This is a genomic window from Rhodococcus gannanensis (assembly GCF_042681175.1).
GTDB classification, from domain to species: domain Bacteria; phylum Actinomycetota; class Actinomycetes; order Mycobacteriales; family Mycobacteriaceae; genus Rhodococcus_G; species Rhodococcus_G gannanensis.
The window spans coordinates 226,964-241,457 of record NZ_JBHUFB010000007.1 but is presented as its reverse complement, the minus strand read 5'-3'; the positions used below and the strand labels follow the sequence as shown (position 1 = coordinate 241,457).

14 protein-coding genes are annotated in these 14,494 nt (G+C 70.2%); 5 read left to right on the top strand and 9 right to left on the bottom strand.

The window, feature by feature from the left end:
- Positions 1–17: 17 nt before the first annotated feature.
- Positions 18–659, bottom strand: a complete 642-nt coding sequence (locus ACFSJG_RS04775; RefSeq protein ID WP_378484057.1) for a TetR/AcrR family transcriptional regulator — start codon at positions 657–659, stop codon at positions 18–20.
- Between the two features lie 109 nt (positions 660–768).
- On the opposite strand from ACFSJG_RS04775, the gene ACFSJG_RS04770 reads away from it, so the two are divergent.
- Positions 769–2,079: an oxygenase MpaB family protein gene (locus ACFSJG_RS04770; RefSeq protein ID WP_378484056.1), complete on the top strand. Its 1,311-nt coding sequence runs from the start codon at positions 769–771 to the stop codon at positions 2,077–2,079.
- Here ACFSJG_RS04770 and ACFSJG_RS04765 read toward each other — a convergent pair.
- The 7 genes from ACFSJG_RS04765 to ACFSJG_RS04735 form a co-directional block, all read right to left on the bottom strand.
- Positions 2,042–2,995 (bottom strand): proline dehydrogenase family protein, encoded by a 954-nt coding sequence (locus ACFSJG_RS04765; protein WP_378484055.1) that lies wholly within the window; start codon positions 2,993–2,995, stop codon positions 2,042–2,044. The two genes, ACFSJG_RS04770 and ACFSJG_RS04765, sit on opposite strands and share 38 nt — an antisense overlap.
- A 2-nt stretch (positions 2,996–2,997) precedes the next feature.
- Positions 2,998–4,641: an L-glutamate gamma-semialdehyde dehydrogenase gene (pruA, locus tag ACFSJG_RS04760; RefSeq protein ID WP_378484054.1), complete on the bottom strand. Its 1,644-nt coding sequence runs from the start codon at positions 4,639–4,641 to the stop codon at positions 2,998–3,000.
- Positions 4,642–4,808: 167 nt separating this feature from the next.
- On the bottom strand, positions 4,809–5,906 hold the full coding sequence (dapC, locus tag ACFSJG_RS04755) for a succinyldiaminopimelate transaminase (RefSeq protein WP_378484053.1): 1,098 nt from the start codon (positions 5,904–5,906) through the stop codon (positions 4,809–4,811).
- Between the two features lie 18 nt (positions 5,907–5,924).
- Positions 5,925–6,248, bottom strand: a complete 324-nt coding sequence (gene fdxA / locus ACFSJG_RS04750) for a ferredoxin (RefSeq protein ID WP_050063124.1) — start codon at positions 6,246–6,248, stop codon at positions 5,925–5,927.
- 108 nt (positions 6,249–6,356) lie between these two features.
- Complete coding sequence (locus ACFSJG_RS04745) at positions 6,357–7,136, bottom strand: hypothetical protein (RefSeq protein ID WP_378484052.1); 780 nt, start codon at positions 7,134–7,136, stop codon at positions 6,357–6,359.
- The gene (locus tag ACFSJG_RS04740; RefSeq protein ID WP_378484256.1) at positions 7,133–9,667 is read right to left on the bottom strand and encodes a bifunctional FO biosynthesis protein CofGH; all 2,535 of its coding nucleotides are present in this window, start codon (positions 9,665–9,667) and stop codon (positions 7,133–7,135) included. The genes ACFSJG_RS04745 and ACFSJG_RS04740 overlap by 4 nt, the downstream gene beginning before the upstream one ends.
- A gap of 71 nt (positions 9,668–9,738) precedes the next feature.
- Positions 9,739–9,891, bottom strand: coding sequence for a hypothetical protein (locus tag ACFSJG_RS04735; RefSeq protein ID WP_378484051.1), 153 nt, complete (start codon positions 9,889–9,891; stop codon positions 9,739–9,741).
- Between the two features lie 150 nt (positions 9,892–10,041).
- Here ACFSJG_RS04735 and ACFSJG_RS04730 point away from each other — a divergent pair, with 150 nt between their 5' ends.
- The 4 genes from ACFSJG_RS04730 (at position 10,042) to ACFSJG_RS04715 (ending at position 14,130) form a co-directional block, all read left to right on the top strand.
- Positions 10,042–10,521, top strand: coding sequence for a PH domain-containing protein (locus ACFSJG_RS04730; protein ID WP_378484255.1), 480 nt, complete (start codon positions 10,042–10,044; stop codon positions 10,519–10,521).
- Entirely contained in the window at positions 10,518–12,080 is a 1,563-nt protein-coding gene (locus ACFSJG_RS04725) for a PH domain-containing protein (protein ID WP_378484050.1), read from the top strand. Before ACFSJG_RS04730 ends, ACFSJG_RS04725 begins: the two co-directional genes overlap by 4 nt.
- Positions 12,077–12,796, top strand: a complete 720-nt coding sequence (locus tag ACFSJG_RS04720; protein WP_378484049.1) for a uracil-DNA glycosylase — start codon at positions 12,077–12,079, stop codon at positions 12,794–12,796. Before ACFSJG_RS04725 ends, ACFSJG_RS04720 begins: the two co-directional genes overlap by 4 nt.
- A 131-nt stretch (positions 12,797–12,927) precedes the next feature.
- Complete coding sequence (locus ACFSJG_RS04715; RefSeq protein WP_378484048.1) at positions 12,928–14,130, top strand: DUF2235 domain-containing protein; 1,203 nt, start codon at positions 12,928–12,930, stop codon at positions 14,128–14,130.
- On the opposite strand, the gene ACFSJG_RS04710 is transcribed toward ACFSJG_RS04715, so the two are convergent.
- Positions 14,060–14,488 carry a hypothetical protein gene (locus ACFSJG_RS04710; RefSeq protein WP_378484047.1) on the bottom strand — a complete coding sequence of 143 codons (429 nt, stop codon included), beginning with the start codon at positions 14,486–14,488 and terminating at the stop codon, positions 14,060–14,062. The two genes, ACFSJG_RS04715 and ACFSJG_RS04710, sit on opposite strands and share 71 nt — an antisense overlap.
- Between the last annotated feature and the right edge of the window lie 6 nt (positions 14,489–14,494).

The following is a 14,494-nucleotide window of genomic DNA, read 5'->3' as shown; positions in this document are numbered from 1 at the left end:
GCCCAGCGTCTCACATGTCATTTTCGCCGAACGATGTCCGGCATGGTCGCCGTGAGCGTGGACAGCGTGCTCGCCACGATCGCGGTCAGCTCGTCGGGCCCCACGTCCAGGGTGCCGTCGACCCAACCACGCACGAGTTCGACGGCGCCCGCCATCACGACCGTCGCGCACAGCTGCGCCTGCCGCAGGTCGAGTGCGGCGCCCGCCTCGCTGCTCTGGCGGGCGAGTTCCTGCGCCACCATGTGCAACACCGCGCTCTTGCGTTCGGCGAGGACCGGGGCGTCCGTGAGCAGGAACCGCGCCCGCCGGGGGTTCTCGGCGACGCCGTCGACGATGGCTCCGACGGCGGCCCTGGCCTTCGCGTGCAGGTCGCGGTCGGGTTCGCCGGTCGTCGCGGTCGCGGCGATCGCCTCGACGGCGCCCGCGAGCAGTTCGGCACCGAGCTCGTCGTAGGCGGTGATCACGAGGTCGGTCATGTCGGCGAAGCTCTCGTAGAAGAACCGCGCGCCCACCCCGGCCGTCGCGGCAACGTGCCGCACCGTCGCCGCCGACCAGCCCTGTTCACCGACGATGTCGACGACGGCAGAGGCGAGCCGGGCACGTCGGTCGGCACGCCGGTCCGCGGGCGAGACACCCCCGTAGACGCGAACTGCAGGCATGAGCGTCAGTCTGGCACAGCTCCCACAACGGAAACGTCCAATTCCGGAATCAAACGTTCACCGATGTGCCATAGTCGCCTCGCCGCACCGACCACGACTGGGGGAATCCATGCCGACCGACGCTCCGTCGACCGCGAGACTGCACGACCGGACCGCCCGGCCGGCACCGAAATCGATCCTGAGCCAGGGCGCCCCGAAACTGGCGATGGGGCTCCTCGGAGGCGACAGCGTCCGCCCCACCCACGCGCAGGCCCGGGCGTTCGCCAAGTTCGCGAACGCCTGCGACCCGGTCGCCGATGACCTGGTCGCCGCGATGCGCCGCGGCGACCGCGCCGCCATCCGCGCCCGGTTCGAGCAGGCACTCACCGGTGGCATCGAGACGGTCGCGAACCCCGAACCGGAGCTCGCAGCGTTCATCGCGGCGCTCGACGACGTGCCGTTCTGGGTGGACTACGACAAACTCGACGTTGCGGCGCGCGCGATCGCCCGCCTCCCGATGAGCACGCTCATGCCGTTCACCGCGGCCATCGCCTTCCCCGGCAGCTACGTCTCGCCCCGCGTCAACGACGTCCTGCTGCGCGGCGGCGACCTCGACCGCCGCGCCGCCGCCCGCGTCGTCGAAACGGTGTCGTGGTCGATGGACTGCACCGCGCTCGGTGGCATGGAACGCTTCGGCACCGGGCTGCAGAACACGGCACGGGTCCGGCTCGTCCACGGGTACATCCGCGCCGGGCTGTCCGGCCTCGACGACTGGGACAGCGCGTCGCACGGCGAGCCGGTGAACCAGCTCCACTACTGCGTGACCATGATCCCCATCGTCGGGGTCGCGCTCGCGACAATGGCCGGGGGACACTGGTATTCGCGGCGCGAGCGCGACGCGATCGTGCACCTGTACCGCTACATGGCGCACACGATGGGCGTCACCGCCGAGCTGCAGGTCACCTCGATCGACGAATTGCTGCGCCTCGTGTGGCTGGCCGTGTGGTCGGAGGTCGATCCCGACGAGTCCTCCCGCGCCCTCACCGAGGCCGTGCTCCGTGCGGTTCCGCAGATCTACGGCGTAGAGGGCAGTCGGGTCCGCAGCTGGGTCTACCACCGATTCCACGCCGACCTGGCCCGCCTGTCGTTCGGATCCGAGTACGCGGACGCCGTCGGCATCCCGCGGCTCAGTCCGCTCGCGGCCGCGATCCCGGTCTGGTTCGCGCGCAACCTCGCCCGCGACCTGCTGAGCATCGCGGGCGGCAGGAAGCGCGCCGAACGCCGCGGCACCGAGCGGCGCACCCGGGCGCTCACAGCGATGAAGGCCCGACTGGGCACCCGCGCCTATGAACGCGACGACGCCGAACGCACCGTCCGCGAACGGGACGGCGAACTGCGTCCACTCAGCTCCGCGTCGCCAGCGACCGCAGGAAGAAGGTGAGGTTCGCGGGACGCTCCGCGAGCCGGCGCATGAAGTAGCCGTACCACTGCGCGCCGTACGGCACGTAGACCCGCATGCGGGTGCCCGCGTCGGCGAGGCGCTGCTGCTCGACGTCCCGGATGCCGAACAGCATCTGGTGTTCGTAGCGGTCGGGCCCGCGGCCGGTGCGCCGGGCCTCGGCACCGGCGGCGTCGATCATCGCCGGGTCGTGGGAAGCCACCATCGGGTAGCCGTCACCGCCGAACAGAATCGTCAGGCACCGGCGGTAGGAGTCGTCCACCTCCGCCGTCGACTGGAACGCGACGGACGCCGATTCGCGATACGCGCCCTTGCACAGCCGGATTCGGGAATCCGGCCCCGCGAGGTCGCGGCAGTCGCTCTCGGTCCGCCGCAGGTACGCCTGCAGGACCGCGCCCACCCACGGGAAGTCAGCGCGCAGCGCGGACACGATCGACAAGGTCGAGTCGGTGGTGGTGTGGTCCTCCGCGTCGACGCTGACCCACACCCCCGCGGACTGCGCCGCCTCGCACAGCTCACGCGCGTGGTCGAGGGCGATCTTGTCCCCGTCACGGGGTAGCGCCTGTCCGAGGGCAGACAGTTTCACCGACACCTCGAGTCTGCGCGCCCCTGCCTCGCCTGCCTCCGCGAGCGCGCCGAGATCACCCAACAGGGAGCGATATTCGGCCACGACGACCTTGGCCTGCGTGATGTCGGTGGTGTCCTCGCCGAGATGGTCGAGGCTGACCGACCGTCCCGAGTCGAGCAGGGCACGGGTCGCTGCCAGCGCGTCGGCGCGGGACTCCCCCGCCACGAACCTGGTGACCAGCGAGCGAGTTCCGGGGGCGTGGGTGATCGCACTCTTCACCCGCGGCGACCGGGACGCTGCGAGAATCGCGGGACGAAGCGGATTGGCCATCGCTACACCTCCGGCCCCATGTGTGGGTAACGATGGTCGGCCGGCGGCACGAACGTCTCCTTGATCGTGCGCGCCGACGTCCACCGCAGCAGGTTGAGCGGCGAGCCGGCCTTGTCGTTGGTGCCGGAGGCCCGCGCCCCACCGAACGGTTGCTGCCCGACCACCGCCCCGGTCGGCTTGTCGTTGACGTAGAAATTGCCGGCAGTGAATCTCAGTGCCGCCGAGGCCTTCTCGACCGCCACCCGGTCGTCGGCGATCACGGCGCCGGTCAGGGCGTACGGCGCGGTCCGGTCGACCACGGCCAACATCTCCGCGAAGGCGGTCGGTGTGTCGTCGTCGTAGACGTGCACGGACAGGACAGGCCCGAAGTACTCGGTGGCGAACGACTCGTCACCGGGATCGTCCGCGAGCAGCACCGTCGGCCGCACGAACCAGCCGACGCTGTCGTCGTGGACTCCGCCGACCGCGACCTTCACCCCCGCGGCGCCGCGGGCCCGTTCGATTGCCGCGACGTTCTTGTCGTAGGCGCGCCGATCGATCAGCGCCCCACCGAAGTTCGTCAGGTCGGTGACGTCACCGTAGGCGAGTTCGTCCGCCTGGGCGAGAAGGTCCTGCCCCATCTCCTCCCACACGGATCGCGGCACGTAGGCCCGGGAGGCGGCCGAACACTTCTGCCCCTGGTACTCGAAGGCACCTCGAATCAGCGCGGTGCGCAACGTGTCCGGGTCGGCGGACGAGTGCGCGACCACGAAGTCCTTGCCTCCGGTTTCCCCGACGAGGCGCGGATAGCCGTGGTAGCGGTCGATGTGGGTGCCCACCTCTCGCCACAGGTGCTGGAAGGTCCGGGTCGAGCCGGTGAAGTGGATCCCGGCGAGGCGCGGATCGGACAGCACCACGTCCGACACCGACGGCCCGGTCCCGGTGACCAGGTTGATCACCCCGGGCGGCAGGCCCGCCGCTTCCAGCAGCTTCATCGTCCAGTAGGCCGACAGCGTCTGCGTGGGCGACGGCTTCCACACCACCGTGTTCCCCATCAGCGCGGGCGCGGTCGGCAGGTTGCCCGCGATGGCGGTGAAGTTGAACGGCGTGACGGCGTATACGAACCCTTCGAGCGGCCGATACTCCATCCGGTTCCACACCCCGGGGCTCGACACCGGCTGCTCGGCGAGGATCTGCCGGGCGAAGTGCACGTTGAACCGCCAGAAGTCGACCAGCTCGCACGGTGCGTCGATCTCCGCCTGCTGCACCGACTTCGACTGGCCCAGCATCGTTGCCGCGGCGATGGTTTCACGCCAGGGCCCGGACAGCAGGTCGGCCGCCCGCAGCAGCACCGCGGCGCGTTCGTCGAACGGCAGCGCCCGCCATTCCGGGGCCGCCGCGACGGCCGCGGTCACGGCGGCGTCCGCGTCCTGGTTGGTGGCCTCGGTGAACGTGCCGAGGACAGCGGCCCTCCGGTGCGGCTGTACCACCTCTGTCCGCTCCCCCGACCCCATCCGGTGCACCCCGCCGATCACGTGCGGCAGGTCGACCGGCGCGCCCGCGAGCTCGGCCAGTTCGGTCGCGAGAATCGCGCGTTCGCGACTTCCGGGTGCGTACGAGTGGACCGGTTCGTTGACCGGCGAGGGAACTCCCGTGACGGCGTCCATGCTGCCTCCTGCCCCGAGTCACCGACCGTTGAGCGGGGCGCACCCCGTCAACGAGGAACTGCCGTCCAGGCTAACCCAACCGGGGTGCCTGCGCCGTGAACCCGAATGGCCCATTCGGTCGTTCAGGACGACTGAATGGGCCATTCGGGAGGCAAGGGTTGAGACGCCTACAGGCGAGAAGCCGCCGCCGCGATCCGCTCGTCGGTCTCGGTCAGGGCCATCCGCACGTGGCGGCGGCTGCCGGGACCGTAGAAGTCGCCGGGTGCGACGAGGATGCCGCGGTCGGCGAACCAGTCGACGGTGTCGCGGCACGCCTCCTCGCGGGTCAGCCACAGGTACAGGCCGGCCTCGGAGTTGTCGACGGTGAAACCCGCACGACGGACCGCGTCCAGCAGGATCTCGCGGCGCTTGCGGTACCGCTCGCGCTGCTCGTTCTCGTGGTCGTCGTCGCCGAGCGCCGCCGTCATCGCGGCCTGCACCGGGTAGGGCACGATCATGCCTGCGTGCTTACGCACCTCGAGCAGTTCGGCGACCAGGGCCGGATCGCCGGTGACGAAGCCGGCACGGTAGCTGGCCAGGTTCGACGTCTTCGACAGCGAGTGCACCGCAAGCAGATTGGTGTGGTCACCGTCGCAGACCCGCGGGTCCAGGATCGAGGCCGCCTCGGCCTCCCAGGTCAGACCCAGGTAGCACTCGTCGGAGACGACGATCGCGTTCCGGCTACGGGCGAAGTCCACGACCTTGCGGAGGTGGTCGATGCCGAGCACCTTGCCGGTCGGGTTGGACGGCGAGTTGATGAAGATCAGTTCGGGCCGCTCCGGGCCGAGGCGCGTGAGACCGTCCGCGCGGAGCACACGGCACCCGGCCATCAGCGCCCCGACCTCGTACGTCGGGTACGCGACCTCGGGGATCACGACGAGATCGCCCGCGCCGAGCCCCAGCAGGGTCGGCATCCAGGCGATCATCTCCTTGGTACCGATCGCGGGGAGCACGGCCACCGGGTCGATCCCGGTGACGCCGTACCGCCGGGCGAGTGCCGCGACCGCGGCCTCCCGCAGCGCGGGCTCACCGTGCGTCGTCGGGTACCCGGGCACCTGCGACACCGACGCGAGGGCATCCCGGATCAGCGGCGCCACCGGGTCGACCGGCGTACCGACCGACAGGTTGACGATGCCGTCGGGATGCGACTGGGCCTTGGCCTTCGCGCCGGCGAGCGAGTCCCACGGAAAATCGGGGAGCCCGCGCGAGACAGCGTTACGTGGCACGTTCGCGTACCCGGACGCTCAGTGCTCGCCCATGGGCGGCAGCGCCTTGATGAACGGCGGGTCGTAGTCGACCTTGCCGAGCTTGGCAGCGCCACCGGGGGAACCGAGTTCGACGAAGAAGTCGACATTCGCGGAGACGTAGTCGTTCCACTGATCGGGGACGTCGTCCTCGTAGAAGATCGCCTCGACCGGGCAGACCGGCTCACACGCTCCGCAGTCCACGCACTCGTCGGGGTGGATGTAGAGCATCCGGCCGCCCTCGTAAATACAGTCGACGGGGCATTCTTCGATGCATGCCTTGTCGAGCACATCCACGCACGGTTCAGCAATCGTGTAGGGCACTGCCGCTGCCTTTCTGACACGGACCTGTCTTCGCAGGACACCACGAAGTGTGGTTCCCGGGTTACCAGTATCACCCCTACGCCGGAGACCGGTCCGGTAAGGGTGCCCTCAGACGGTGGTGATTCCGCGCTCACCCTTGCCCGCGACCGCTGTCCGGACCGTGTGCTCGTCGATCCACCGTTTCCCCTGCACCGCGGCATCGAACAGGGCTCCACGCTCACCGAGGTAACTCGCGACGGCGCCCACCACCGGCAGGTGGCCGAGCACCTGCCACGCCCGCGCGGGCTGCGGCCTGCGATGCAGCTCGTCGGGAATGGCCCGCAGCGCCCGCGCCGTCGCCCACAGTCCGCCCAGTCCGGCGAACGGGTGCCAGCCCGTCGAGGCGGTGTCGCCGTCCGACTCCCCGCCGGAGAGCAGCGTGCGCGCGTCGATCTTCCGGCCGCACAGCACCGACGCCAGCATCTCGACCTGCGCGGTCCGGTCGGTGACTCCGAGCTCACGGGCCACCGCGACGAGGACCAGCGTCTGGTTGGCGAATCCGAGCGCCTCCTGCATCGGCAGTCGCCTCGCCAACGGCCCGAACACCCCGGGGAGGGCCACGGCGATGGTGTTCAGCGTCCCGAACCGGGTGAGCCACCACCGTGCGCGACGTTCGTCGCCCGCGCGCTCCCACGCAGCCGTGCCGGGGACCTCGGCGAAGTCGAGCAGCCACGCCACCGCGTCGAGGACCCGGTCGGTGGCCGTCCCGCCCTCCACCGGCGGCAGGAAGGTGCGCGCCTTGATCCCGAACGGATCGGCGGCGGCGAGGTCGAGGACCGGGTTCACGCCCCAGGCCGCCCGGTCGAGGACCGCGACGACGCGCTCGTCACCGATCGGGTCGCCGCTCATGACACGACCACTCGCTGGGCATAACTGGTCGTCCGCTCGCGCGCGGGCCTGCCGATTCCCTCCGCGATCGCGCGGAGTTCGGCGACGGTCTTCTCCGACCCGTGCTGCGAGCCGGCCATGCGGGAGATGGTCTCCTCCATCAGCGTGCCTCCGAGGTCGTTCGCACCACCCTGCAGCATTGCCTGGGTGCCCTCGATCCCCAGTTTGACCCAACTCGTCTGAATATTGTGGATTCGTCCGTGCAGCATCACCCGTGCCAGCGCGTGCGCGGCCCGGTTGTCCCGCATCGTCGGCCCCGGCCGCGACGCCCCCGCCAGGTACAGCGGCGACGACTGATGAACGAACGGCAGCAGCACGAACTCGGTGAAACCGCCCGTTCGGTCCTGGATTCCACGCAGCACGTTCAGGTGCCCCACCCAGTGGTGCGGCTGGTCGACATGGCCGTACATCATTGTCGAACTCGACCGCAGGCCCACCTCGTGTGCCGTGGTGACCACGTCCACCCAGGTGCTGGTCGGCAGCTTGCCCTTGGTGAGCACCCAGCGGACCTCGTCGTCGAGGATCTCCGCGGCGGTGCCGGGGATGGTGTCGAGGCCGGCGGCGCGCAGTTCGGTCAGCCAGTCCCGCACCGACTGCCCGCCGCGGGAGGCCCCGTTGACGATCTCCATCGGGCTGAACGCGTGCACGTGCATCGACGGGACCCGCGCCTTCACCGCCCGCACCAGGTCGGCGTAGCCGGTGACCGGCAGCTCCGGGTCGATGCCGCCCTGCATGCACACCTCGGTCGCGCCGGCGACGTGCGCCTCCCACGCTCGGTCCGCGACCTCCGACGCCGACAGGGTGAACGCGTCGGCGTCGCCCTTGCGCTGCGCGAACGCACAGAACCGGCAGCCGGTGTAGCAGATGTTGGTGAAGTTGATGTTCCGGTTCACGACGTAGGTGACGTCGTCGCCGACGGCCTCGCGGCGCAGGTCGTCGGCCAACGCGACGAGGGCTTCGAGTCCGGCGCCGTCGGCGGTCGCCAGCGCCCGGTAGTCGTCGTCGGAGCACCCGGCCGGATCCTGCTCCGCGTTGCGCAGCGCGGTGAGCACGTCCGAGTCGACCTTCTGCGGCGCGCTGAGCGAGAGCACCTGCTCCCGCACCGTCTCCCAGTCGCCGAACGCGCTCCCCAGGTCGGACCGCGTCTCGGTCAGGCGGCCCTCGGTGTCGATGGCGGTGTCGAGGTCGATACGGCCGCTCGAGGACCACATCTCGTCCGGCTCCTGCCACGGCAACCCGGCCGGGATCACGTCGGGGCGGGCCATGCCGGTGACCGGGTCGGCGAGCGCCTGCACGTGGCCGGAGATGCGCGGATCGATCCAGGGCGACCCGGCCAGCACGTACTGCGGCTGCGCGGCGGTCCGCTCGACCAGCGTGTACCCGGCCTGCGCGGTGATCTCGGCGAGGGTGTCGAGGTTCGGCCACGGCCGTTCGGGGTTGACGTGGTCGGGGGTCAGCGGAGACACGCCGCCCCAGTCGTCGACACCGGACGCGATCAGCGCGAGGCACTCGGCGGCCGACACCAGGTTCGGCGGCGACTGGATCCGCATCGACGGCCCCAGCACCAGCCGGGTGACGGCGATCGCGGCGCGGAACTCGTCGATCCCCGCGTCCGGCGTGTCCCGCATCGCGGTGTCGTCCTTGGCCAGAAAGTTCTGGACGATCACTTCCTGCACGTGTCCGAACGCCTTGTGCGACTTGCGGATCGCCATGATCGTCTCGGCGCGCTCGGTCATCGTCTCGCCGATCCCGACGAGCAGCCCGGTGGTGAACGGCACCGACAGTCGTCCCGCGTCGGTCAGCGTCCGCAGTCGCACGGCCGGATCCTTGTCGGGGCTCCCGTGGTGGCACTCCCCCTTGTCGGTGAACAACCGGGTCGACGTGGTCTCGAGCATCATGCCCATCGACGGTGCGACCGGCTTGAGCCGGGAGATCTCCTCCCAGCTCATCACCCCGGGATTCAGGTGCGGGAGCAGTCCCGTCTCCTCCAGCACCCGGATCGACATCGCCCGCACGTAGTCGAGGGTGGAGTCGTAGCCGCGGGACTCGAGCCACTCGCGCGCCTCGGGCCACCGCTCCTCCGGCCGGTCGCCGAGCGTGAACAGTGCCTCCTTGCAGCCCAGTTCCGCGCCGCGTCGCGCGATGTCGAGGACCTCGTCCGGGTCCAGGTACATCCCGTGGCCCTCGGCCCGCAGCTTGCCGGGCACGGTGACGAACGTGCAGTAGTGGCACTTGTCGCGGCACAGGCGGGTCAGCGGGATGAACACCTTGCGCGAGTAGCTCACGGTCTTCGGGCGGCCCGCCGCGTCGAGGCCGGCATCCCGGACCCGCGCCGCGGATGCGCTCAGGTCGTCGAGGTCCGCGCCCGTCGCGTGCAGCAGGACCGTCGCCTCGTCCACGTTCAGCGTCGCCCCGTCGCGGGCCCTGCGCAGCGCCCGCCGCATCGCAGACGCCGACGGGGACGCGACCGGCATCGTCGGGTCGGGCAGCATCGAGGGGGTGGCGTCGTCAGCAGTCACGCCGTCGATCATGCGCCATCGGCGGAGACATACGCCACAGCAGGTCAGCCGTGCGGGTACTCGTCGTCTTCCGGAACGGCCCGGGACTGCTCCACCGCGTCGGCCTCGTTGACCTCCTTGGTGCCGACCGTCTCCAGCGTCGGCGCCTCGTCCTCGTTCTCCGCCTCGTCCTCCGGCAGGACCGGGTCCGTGTCCACGGCACTCTCCTTCCGCTCCACTCCAGATTAGGCGTCTCCGGCGCTCGTGCGCGCTCGACTGTTCGGGGACACGCACGACGCACACGAGCGCCGCAGTGCCCGGTGCGGCAGGGTGGAGGGGTGAGCATCCCGGTCGAGGCCCCCGTCACGATGGCCGACCCGCAGTGGAAGCCGAGCACCAAGGCCCCGCTGCTGTGGGCGGTGAACGCCGCGCTCATGTGGCTGCCGGTGTTCGTGGCGCAGATCGTGTGGGCGGTGGTCGACGGCGCGTGGACCACCTGGCCGCACGTCACCGCGTTCGCGATGTCGGCGGCCCTGGCCCTCGCGCACGTGCTCGTCGTCCCGGGCTGGCGTTACCGGGTGCACCGCTGGGAGGTCAGCGACACCGCCGTGTACACGCGGACCGGGTGGTTCACGCAGGAACGCCGGATCGCGCCGATCACCCGCGTCCAGACCGTCGACACCGAGCGCGGCCCCATCGACCGACTGCTCGGACTGGCGACCGTCACGGTCACCACCGCGTCGTCGGCGGGTGCGGTCCGCATCGCCGCTCTCGACACCGCCGTCGCCGACGCGACCGTCACCCGGCTCACCGAGATCGCTGCGAGGAATCGGGGTGACGCCACGTGACCTTCCCCGCCCCGCAATCACCTGCACCGGGCACCGCACCACCGGAGGAGTCGGGTCCGGAAGCGCTCGCCGCCGAACAGGAACAGCCGTGGCTGCGCCTGGACAAGCGGATGCTGCTCGTGCACCCGGTGGACGAGGCCGTCAAATTTCTGCCGGTGCTCCTGATCTCCGTGGTGCTCGGCACGCAGAGCGGCAACCACTACTGGGGCCTGATCGCCCTGGCCGCACTGGTCGTGTACGCGATCGCGCGGTGGCTGACGACGAGCTACCGGATCGGACCGGTACACGTGCAACTGCGGACCGGTGTCTTCCAGCGCACGGTGCTGTCGGTTCCGCGCAACCGGATCCGTTCGGTGGACGTCGAGGCAGGGCTGCTGCACCGGGTTCTCGGCCTGTCGGTGGTCCGGATCGGAACGGGGCAACGAGCGGAGAAGTCGGGCGACTCGGCCCGGTTCGAGCTGAACGCCCTCGACGCCCGCCTGGTCCCCGCGCTCCGCGAGGCGCTGCTGTCGGGCGGGCCCACGACGATGCCCGAGGAGGCCGAGGCCGGGTCGGCGCCGCCTGCGGTGGAGATCGCGCACTGGTCACCGTCGTGGGTTCGCTACGCCCCGCTGTCGACCACCGGCGTGCTCACCGTCGCCGCGGCCGTCGGACTCGCGTTCCAGTACGGACTCGGTGAGCGGGTCGCGGACTCCGACACGATCGACAGCGGCCTGGACCTGCTGCGCGGCTGGGGTACGGCGGTGGTCGTGACCGTCGGTGTGGTCGCTCTCGTCACGGTCGCGAGCGTGCTCGCCTGTGTGCGATACCTCCTGACGTTCGGCAACCTGACGGTCACTGACGACAGGCGTGTCCTGCACGTCAGCCACGGACTGCTCCGCACCCGCCAGACCACCCTGGACCGGGCGCGACTGCGTGGCACCAGTGTCCGCGAACCGCTCCTGCTGCGGCTGGCCGGCGCGGCTCGACTGGACGCCGTCATGACGGGGGTGTCCGCCGACACGCGGTTCTCGTCGATGCTGCTCCCCCAGGCGCCGAGTCACGAGGTGCACCGGGTGGAGTCCCTGGTGCTGTCCGCACTGCGGATCCCGAAGCTGATCGGGCACGGGCCCGCCGCCCGGCGCCGTCGCTACAGCCGCGCCCTGCTGCCGGTCGCGGCGGTCGCGGTCGCGGTCGGCGTCGCGGACGCGCTCGGTGCGCCGATCGGCTGGCCGGCGTGGACCGCGGTCGCGGTGGTCGCGGTAGCGGCTGCCGCGCTCGCCCACGACCGCTCGGTCGGTCTCGGCCACGCCACACCACCGGGGCGCCTCGTCACCCGGCACGGCTCGCTCGACCGGGGGACGCACACCATCGACGCCGACGGCATCGTCGGGTGGACGGTGCGGCAGACATTCTTCCAGCGCCGCGCCGGGGTGGCGACGGTCGTCGCCGCGACCCCCGCCGGGACGGGGCACTACGAGGTGCTGGACATACCTGCCGACCGGGCGTGGACCCTGGTCGAGACCGTGACGCCCGGGGCGGGTGACATCTGGGCACGCCGTGCCCCGGAGTCCGGATGAGGTATCAGTCGCTCGCAGCCATGGACGCGGACCTGGTCGACTGCCGACGGTGCCCACGGCTGGTGGCGTGGCGCGAGCAGGTCGCCCGCGACAAACGCGCCGCGTTCCGCGACGAGACATATTGGGGACGACCGGTTCCCGGTTTCGGTCCCACCGATGCCGGCCTGCTGATCGTCGGCCTCGCCCCGGCCGCGCACGGCGCCAACCGCACCGGACGCATGTTCACAGGCGACCGGAGTGGCGACGTGCTGTATGCGGCGCTGCACGCGGTGGGTCTGGCGAATCAGCCGACCGCGGTGTCCACCGACGACGGGCTTGCGTTGCGCGGCACCCGCATCACCTCACCGGTGCACTGCGCGCCACCTGCGAACAAGCCGAGCCCGACGGAACGCGACACCTGCAGGAGCTGGCTGGACGAGGAACTCCGACTGCTCGCCCCGACCCTGCGGGCGGTGGTCGTGCTCGGTGGATTCGGTTGGAAGGCACTGCTTCCCGTGCTGGGTGACGCCGGATGGCAGGTTCCGCGGCCGGCGCCCCGATTCGGGCACGGCGCGCACGTCGAGCTCGCCGGACGCCGCCCGCTGCACCTGTTCGGCTGCTACCACGTCAGCCAGCAGAACACCTTCACCGGCCGCCTCACCCCACCGATGATCGAAGCCGTTCTCGCAGATGCGGCACGTGCCGCCGGATTGCCCGGCCGATTCGAGACGCCCTGAGCGCTTCACGGGCGGGATATTCGTTCGGAACACGAATTGCGGGCGAATGCATGTCGAGTTGTCGGCACCGTCACCCGGCGTGACAATGGCCGGGAAATCGCCGCGACCATCCGTGCCGATGAGGGGAAACCATGCCGAAACGACTCGTCGTGTGCTGCGACGGCACCTGGAACAGTCCCGACGAGAAGAATCCGACGAACGTATCGAAGATTGCGCTGGCGATTGCGCCCTCCGACGCCTCGGGTAAGGAACAGCGCACGTACTACGGCTCGGGTGTCGGCACCAGGAAGAACGAGAGATTCCGCGGCGGAGCATTCGGTGTGGGCCTGTCCCGCGACGTACGGAATGCGTATCGATTCCTCGTCGACAATTTCGAACCGGGCGACGAGATCTACTTCTTCGGATTCAGCCGCGGCGCCTTCACCGCGCGAAGCACGGCGGGGTTCGTCGCACGATGCGGAATCCTGCGTCGGGAACACACCCACCGGATCGACGAGGCGTACGCGCTGTACCGGAGCAAGAAGAAGTCCGCGGGACGAGAGGGAATCGAGTCGATCCTGTTCCGGCGCGCCTACTCCCACGAAACCTGGATCCGGTTCGTCGGCGTGTTCGACACGGTCGGCTCACTCGGAATTCCGTTGAACCTGTGGCGCCTCAGCGGGCTGATCAATCGTCGCTGGCAGTTTCACGACACCGAGCTGAGCCCGACCGTCGACTCCGCATTCCATGCGCTTGCGATCGACGAGAAACGCAGACCCTTCCGTCCGACGGTGTGGGCACCGAAGAAGGACGACACGAAAACCGGTCCGGGCGAGGACGTCACTCCGCCTCCCGACCCACGTAGGGGACGGCCGCCGCAGCAGATCGAACAGGTCTGGTTCGCCGGTGTGCACAAGGACGTCGGCGGCGGCTACGCGAAGCACTCGGCCAGTGACATCACTCTGCAATGGATGGTCGATCGCGCTCGCCGCTGCCATCTGGAATTCCGCGCCGGGGCGTTCGACGACCGTTCCTCGAACGAGGGTCAACCCGCCACCGAGGAAGAATGGCGACTCCGCGCGTACACCTCGGTCGCCCCCGACGCACTCGGCGAGCTGAACGAATCTCGCCGGGGCTTCTACAAGCTCCTTCGCGGATACAGCCGACCACTGGGCACCGGCCTCAAGGAAACCGAGTACGTCGCATCGACCGCGAAGCAACGCCTCGAACTCCCCGGCTACGCCCCGCGCGGACTGGTCAGGTACCTCGACGACTCCGACCGGATCATGGACGTGTCGACGCCGACCGTCGCACCTGCTGCCCCCGGACCACGGCAGCGTCGGCTCCCCACTTGAACAGCAGCACGATCGGCGGGAGCAGGCCGGCGGCGAGGAGAAGCAGGGTGCGCCAGTCCGCTGGCAGCAGTCCGTCCCCTCCGGGACCGCCGACCATACACACCAGGAATCCGACGAACCAGGCGACGAGCGGCCACGACGCCCGCCCGACGGTGCCGCCCACCGACCGCGCGCCCCACGCGAGCAGCACGTTCACCACGCCCGCGACGAGCGCGCTGACCGGCATCGCCACCGAGCCGAGGTGCGCAGGAAGGAAGAGCACCGCGAGCAACGCGGTCAGAAACCCGTCGAACACCAGCAGCGCCAGAAGCAGACGGTCGACGATCCCGTGCTCGGAATCGGTCGCGGCGATGGTCATGCCCTC

Bases quoted from the DNA above. Each gene is read 5' to 3' on its own strand.
- ACFSJG_RS04730 (WP_378484255.1), top strand. From the start codon at position 10,042: ATGGCCGACCCGCAGTGGAAGCCGAGCACCAAGGCCCCGCTGCTGTGG.
- ACFSJG_RS04720 (WP_378484049.1), top strand. From the start codon at position 12,077: ATGAGGTATCAGTCGCTCGCAGCCATGGACGCGGACCTGGTCGACTGC.
- ACFSJG_RS04740 (WP_378484256.1), bottom strand. From the start codon at position 9,667: ATGCTGCCCGACCCGACGATGCCGGTCGCGTCCCCGTCGGCGTCTGCG.
- ACFSJG_RS04770 (WP_378484056.1), top strand. From the start codon at position 769: ATGCCGACCGACGCTCCGTCGACCGCGAGACTGCACGACCGGACCGCC.
- ACFSJG_RS04775 (WP_378484057.1), bottom strand. From the start codon at position 659: ATGCCTGCAGTTCGCGTCTACGGGGGTGTCTCGCCCGCGGACCGGCGT.
- pruA (WP_378484054.1), bottom strand. From the start codon at position 4,641: ATGGACGCCGTCACGGGAGTTCCCTCGCCGGTCAACGAACCGGTCCAC.
- ACFSJG_RS04710 (WP_378484047.1), bottom strand. From the start codon at position 14,488: ATGACCATCGCCGCGACCGATTCCGAGCACGGGATCGTCGACCGTCTG.
- ACFSJG_RS04745 (WP_378484052.1), bottom strand. From the start codon at position 7,136: ATGAGCGGCGACCCGATCGGTGACGAGCGCGTCGTCGCGGTCCTCGAC.
- ACFSJG_RS04715 (WP_378484048.1), top strand. From the start codon at position 12,928: ATGCCGAAACGACTCGTCGTGTGCTGCGACGGCACCTGGAACAGTCCC.
- ACFSJG_RS04765 (WP_378484055.1), bottom strand. From the start codon at position 2,995: ATGGCCAATCCGCTTCGTCCCGCGATTCTCGCAGCGTCCCGGTCGCCG.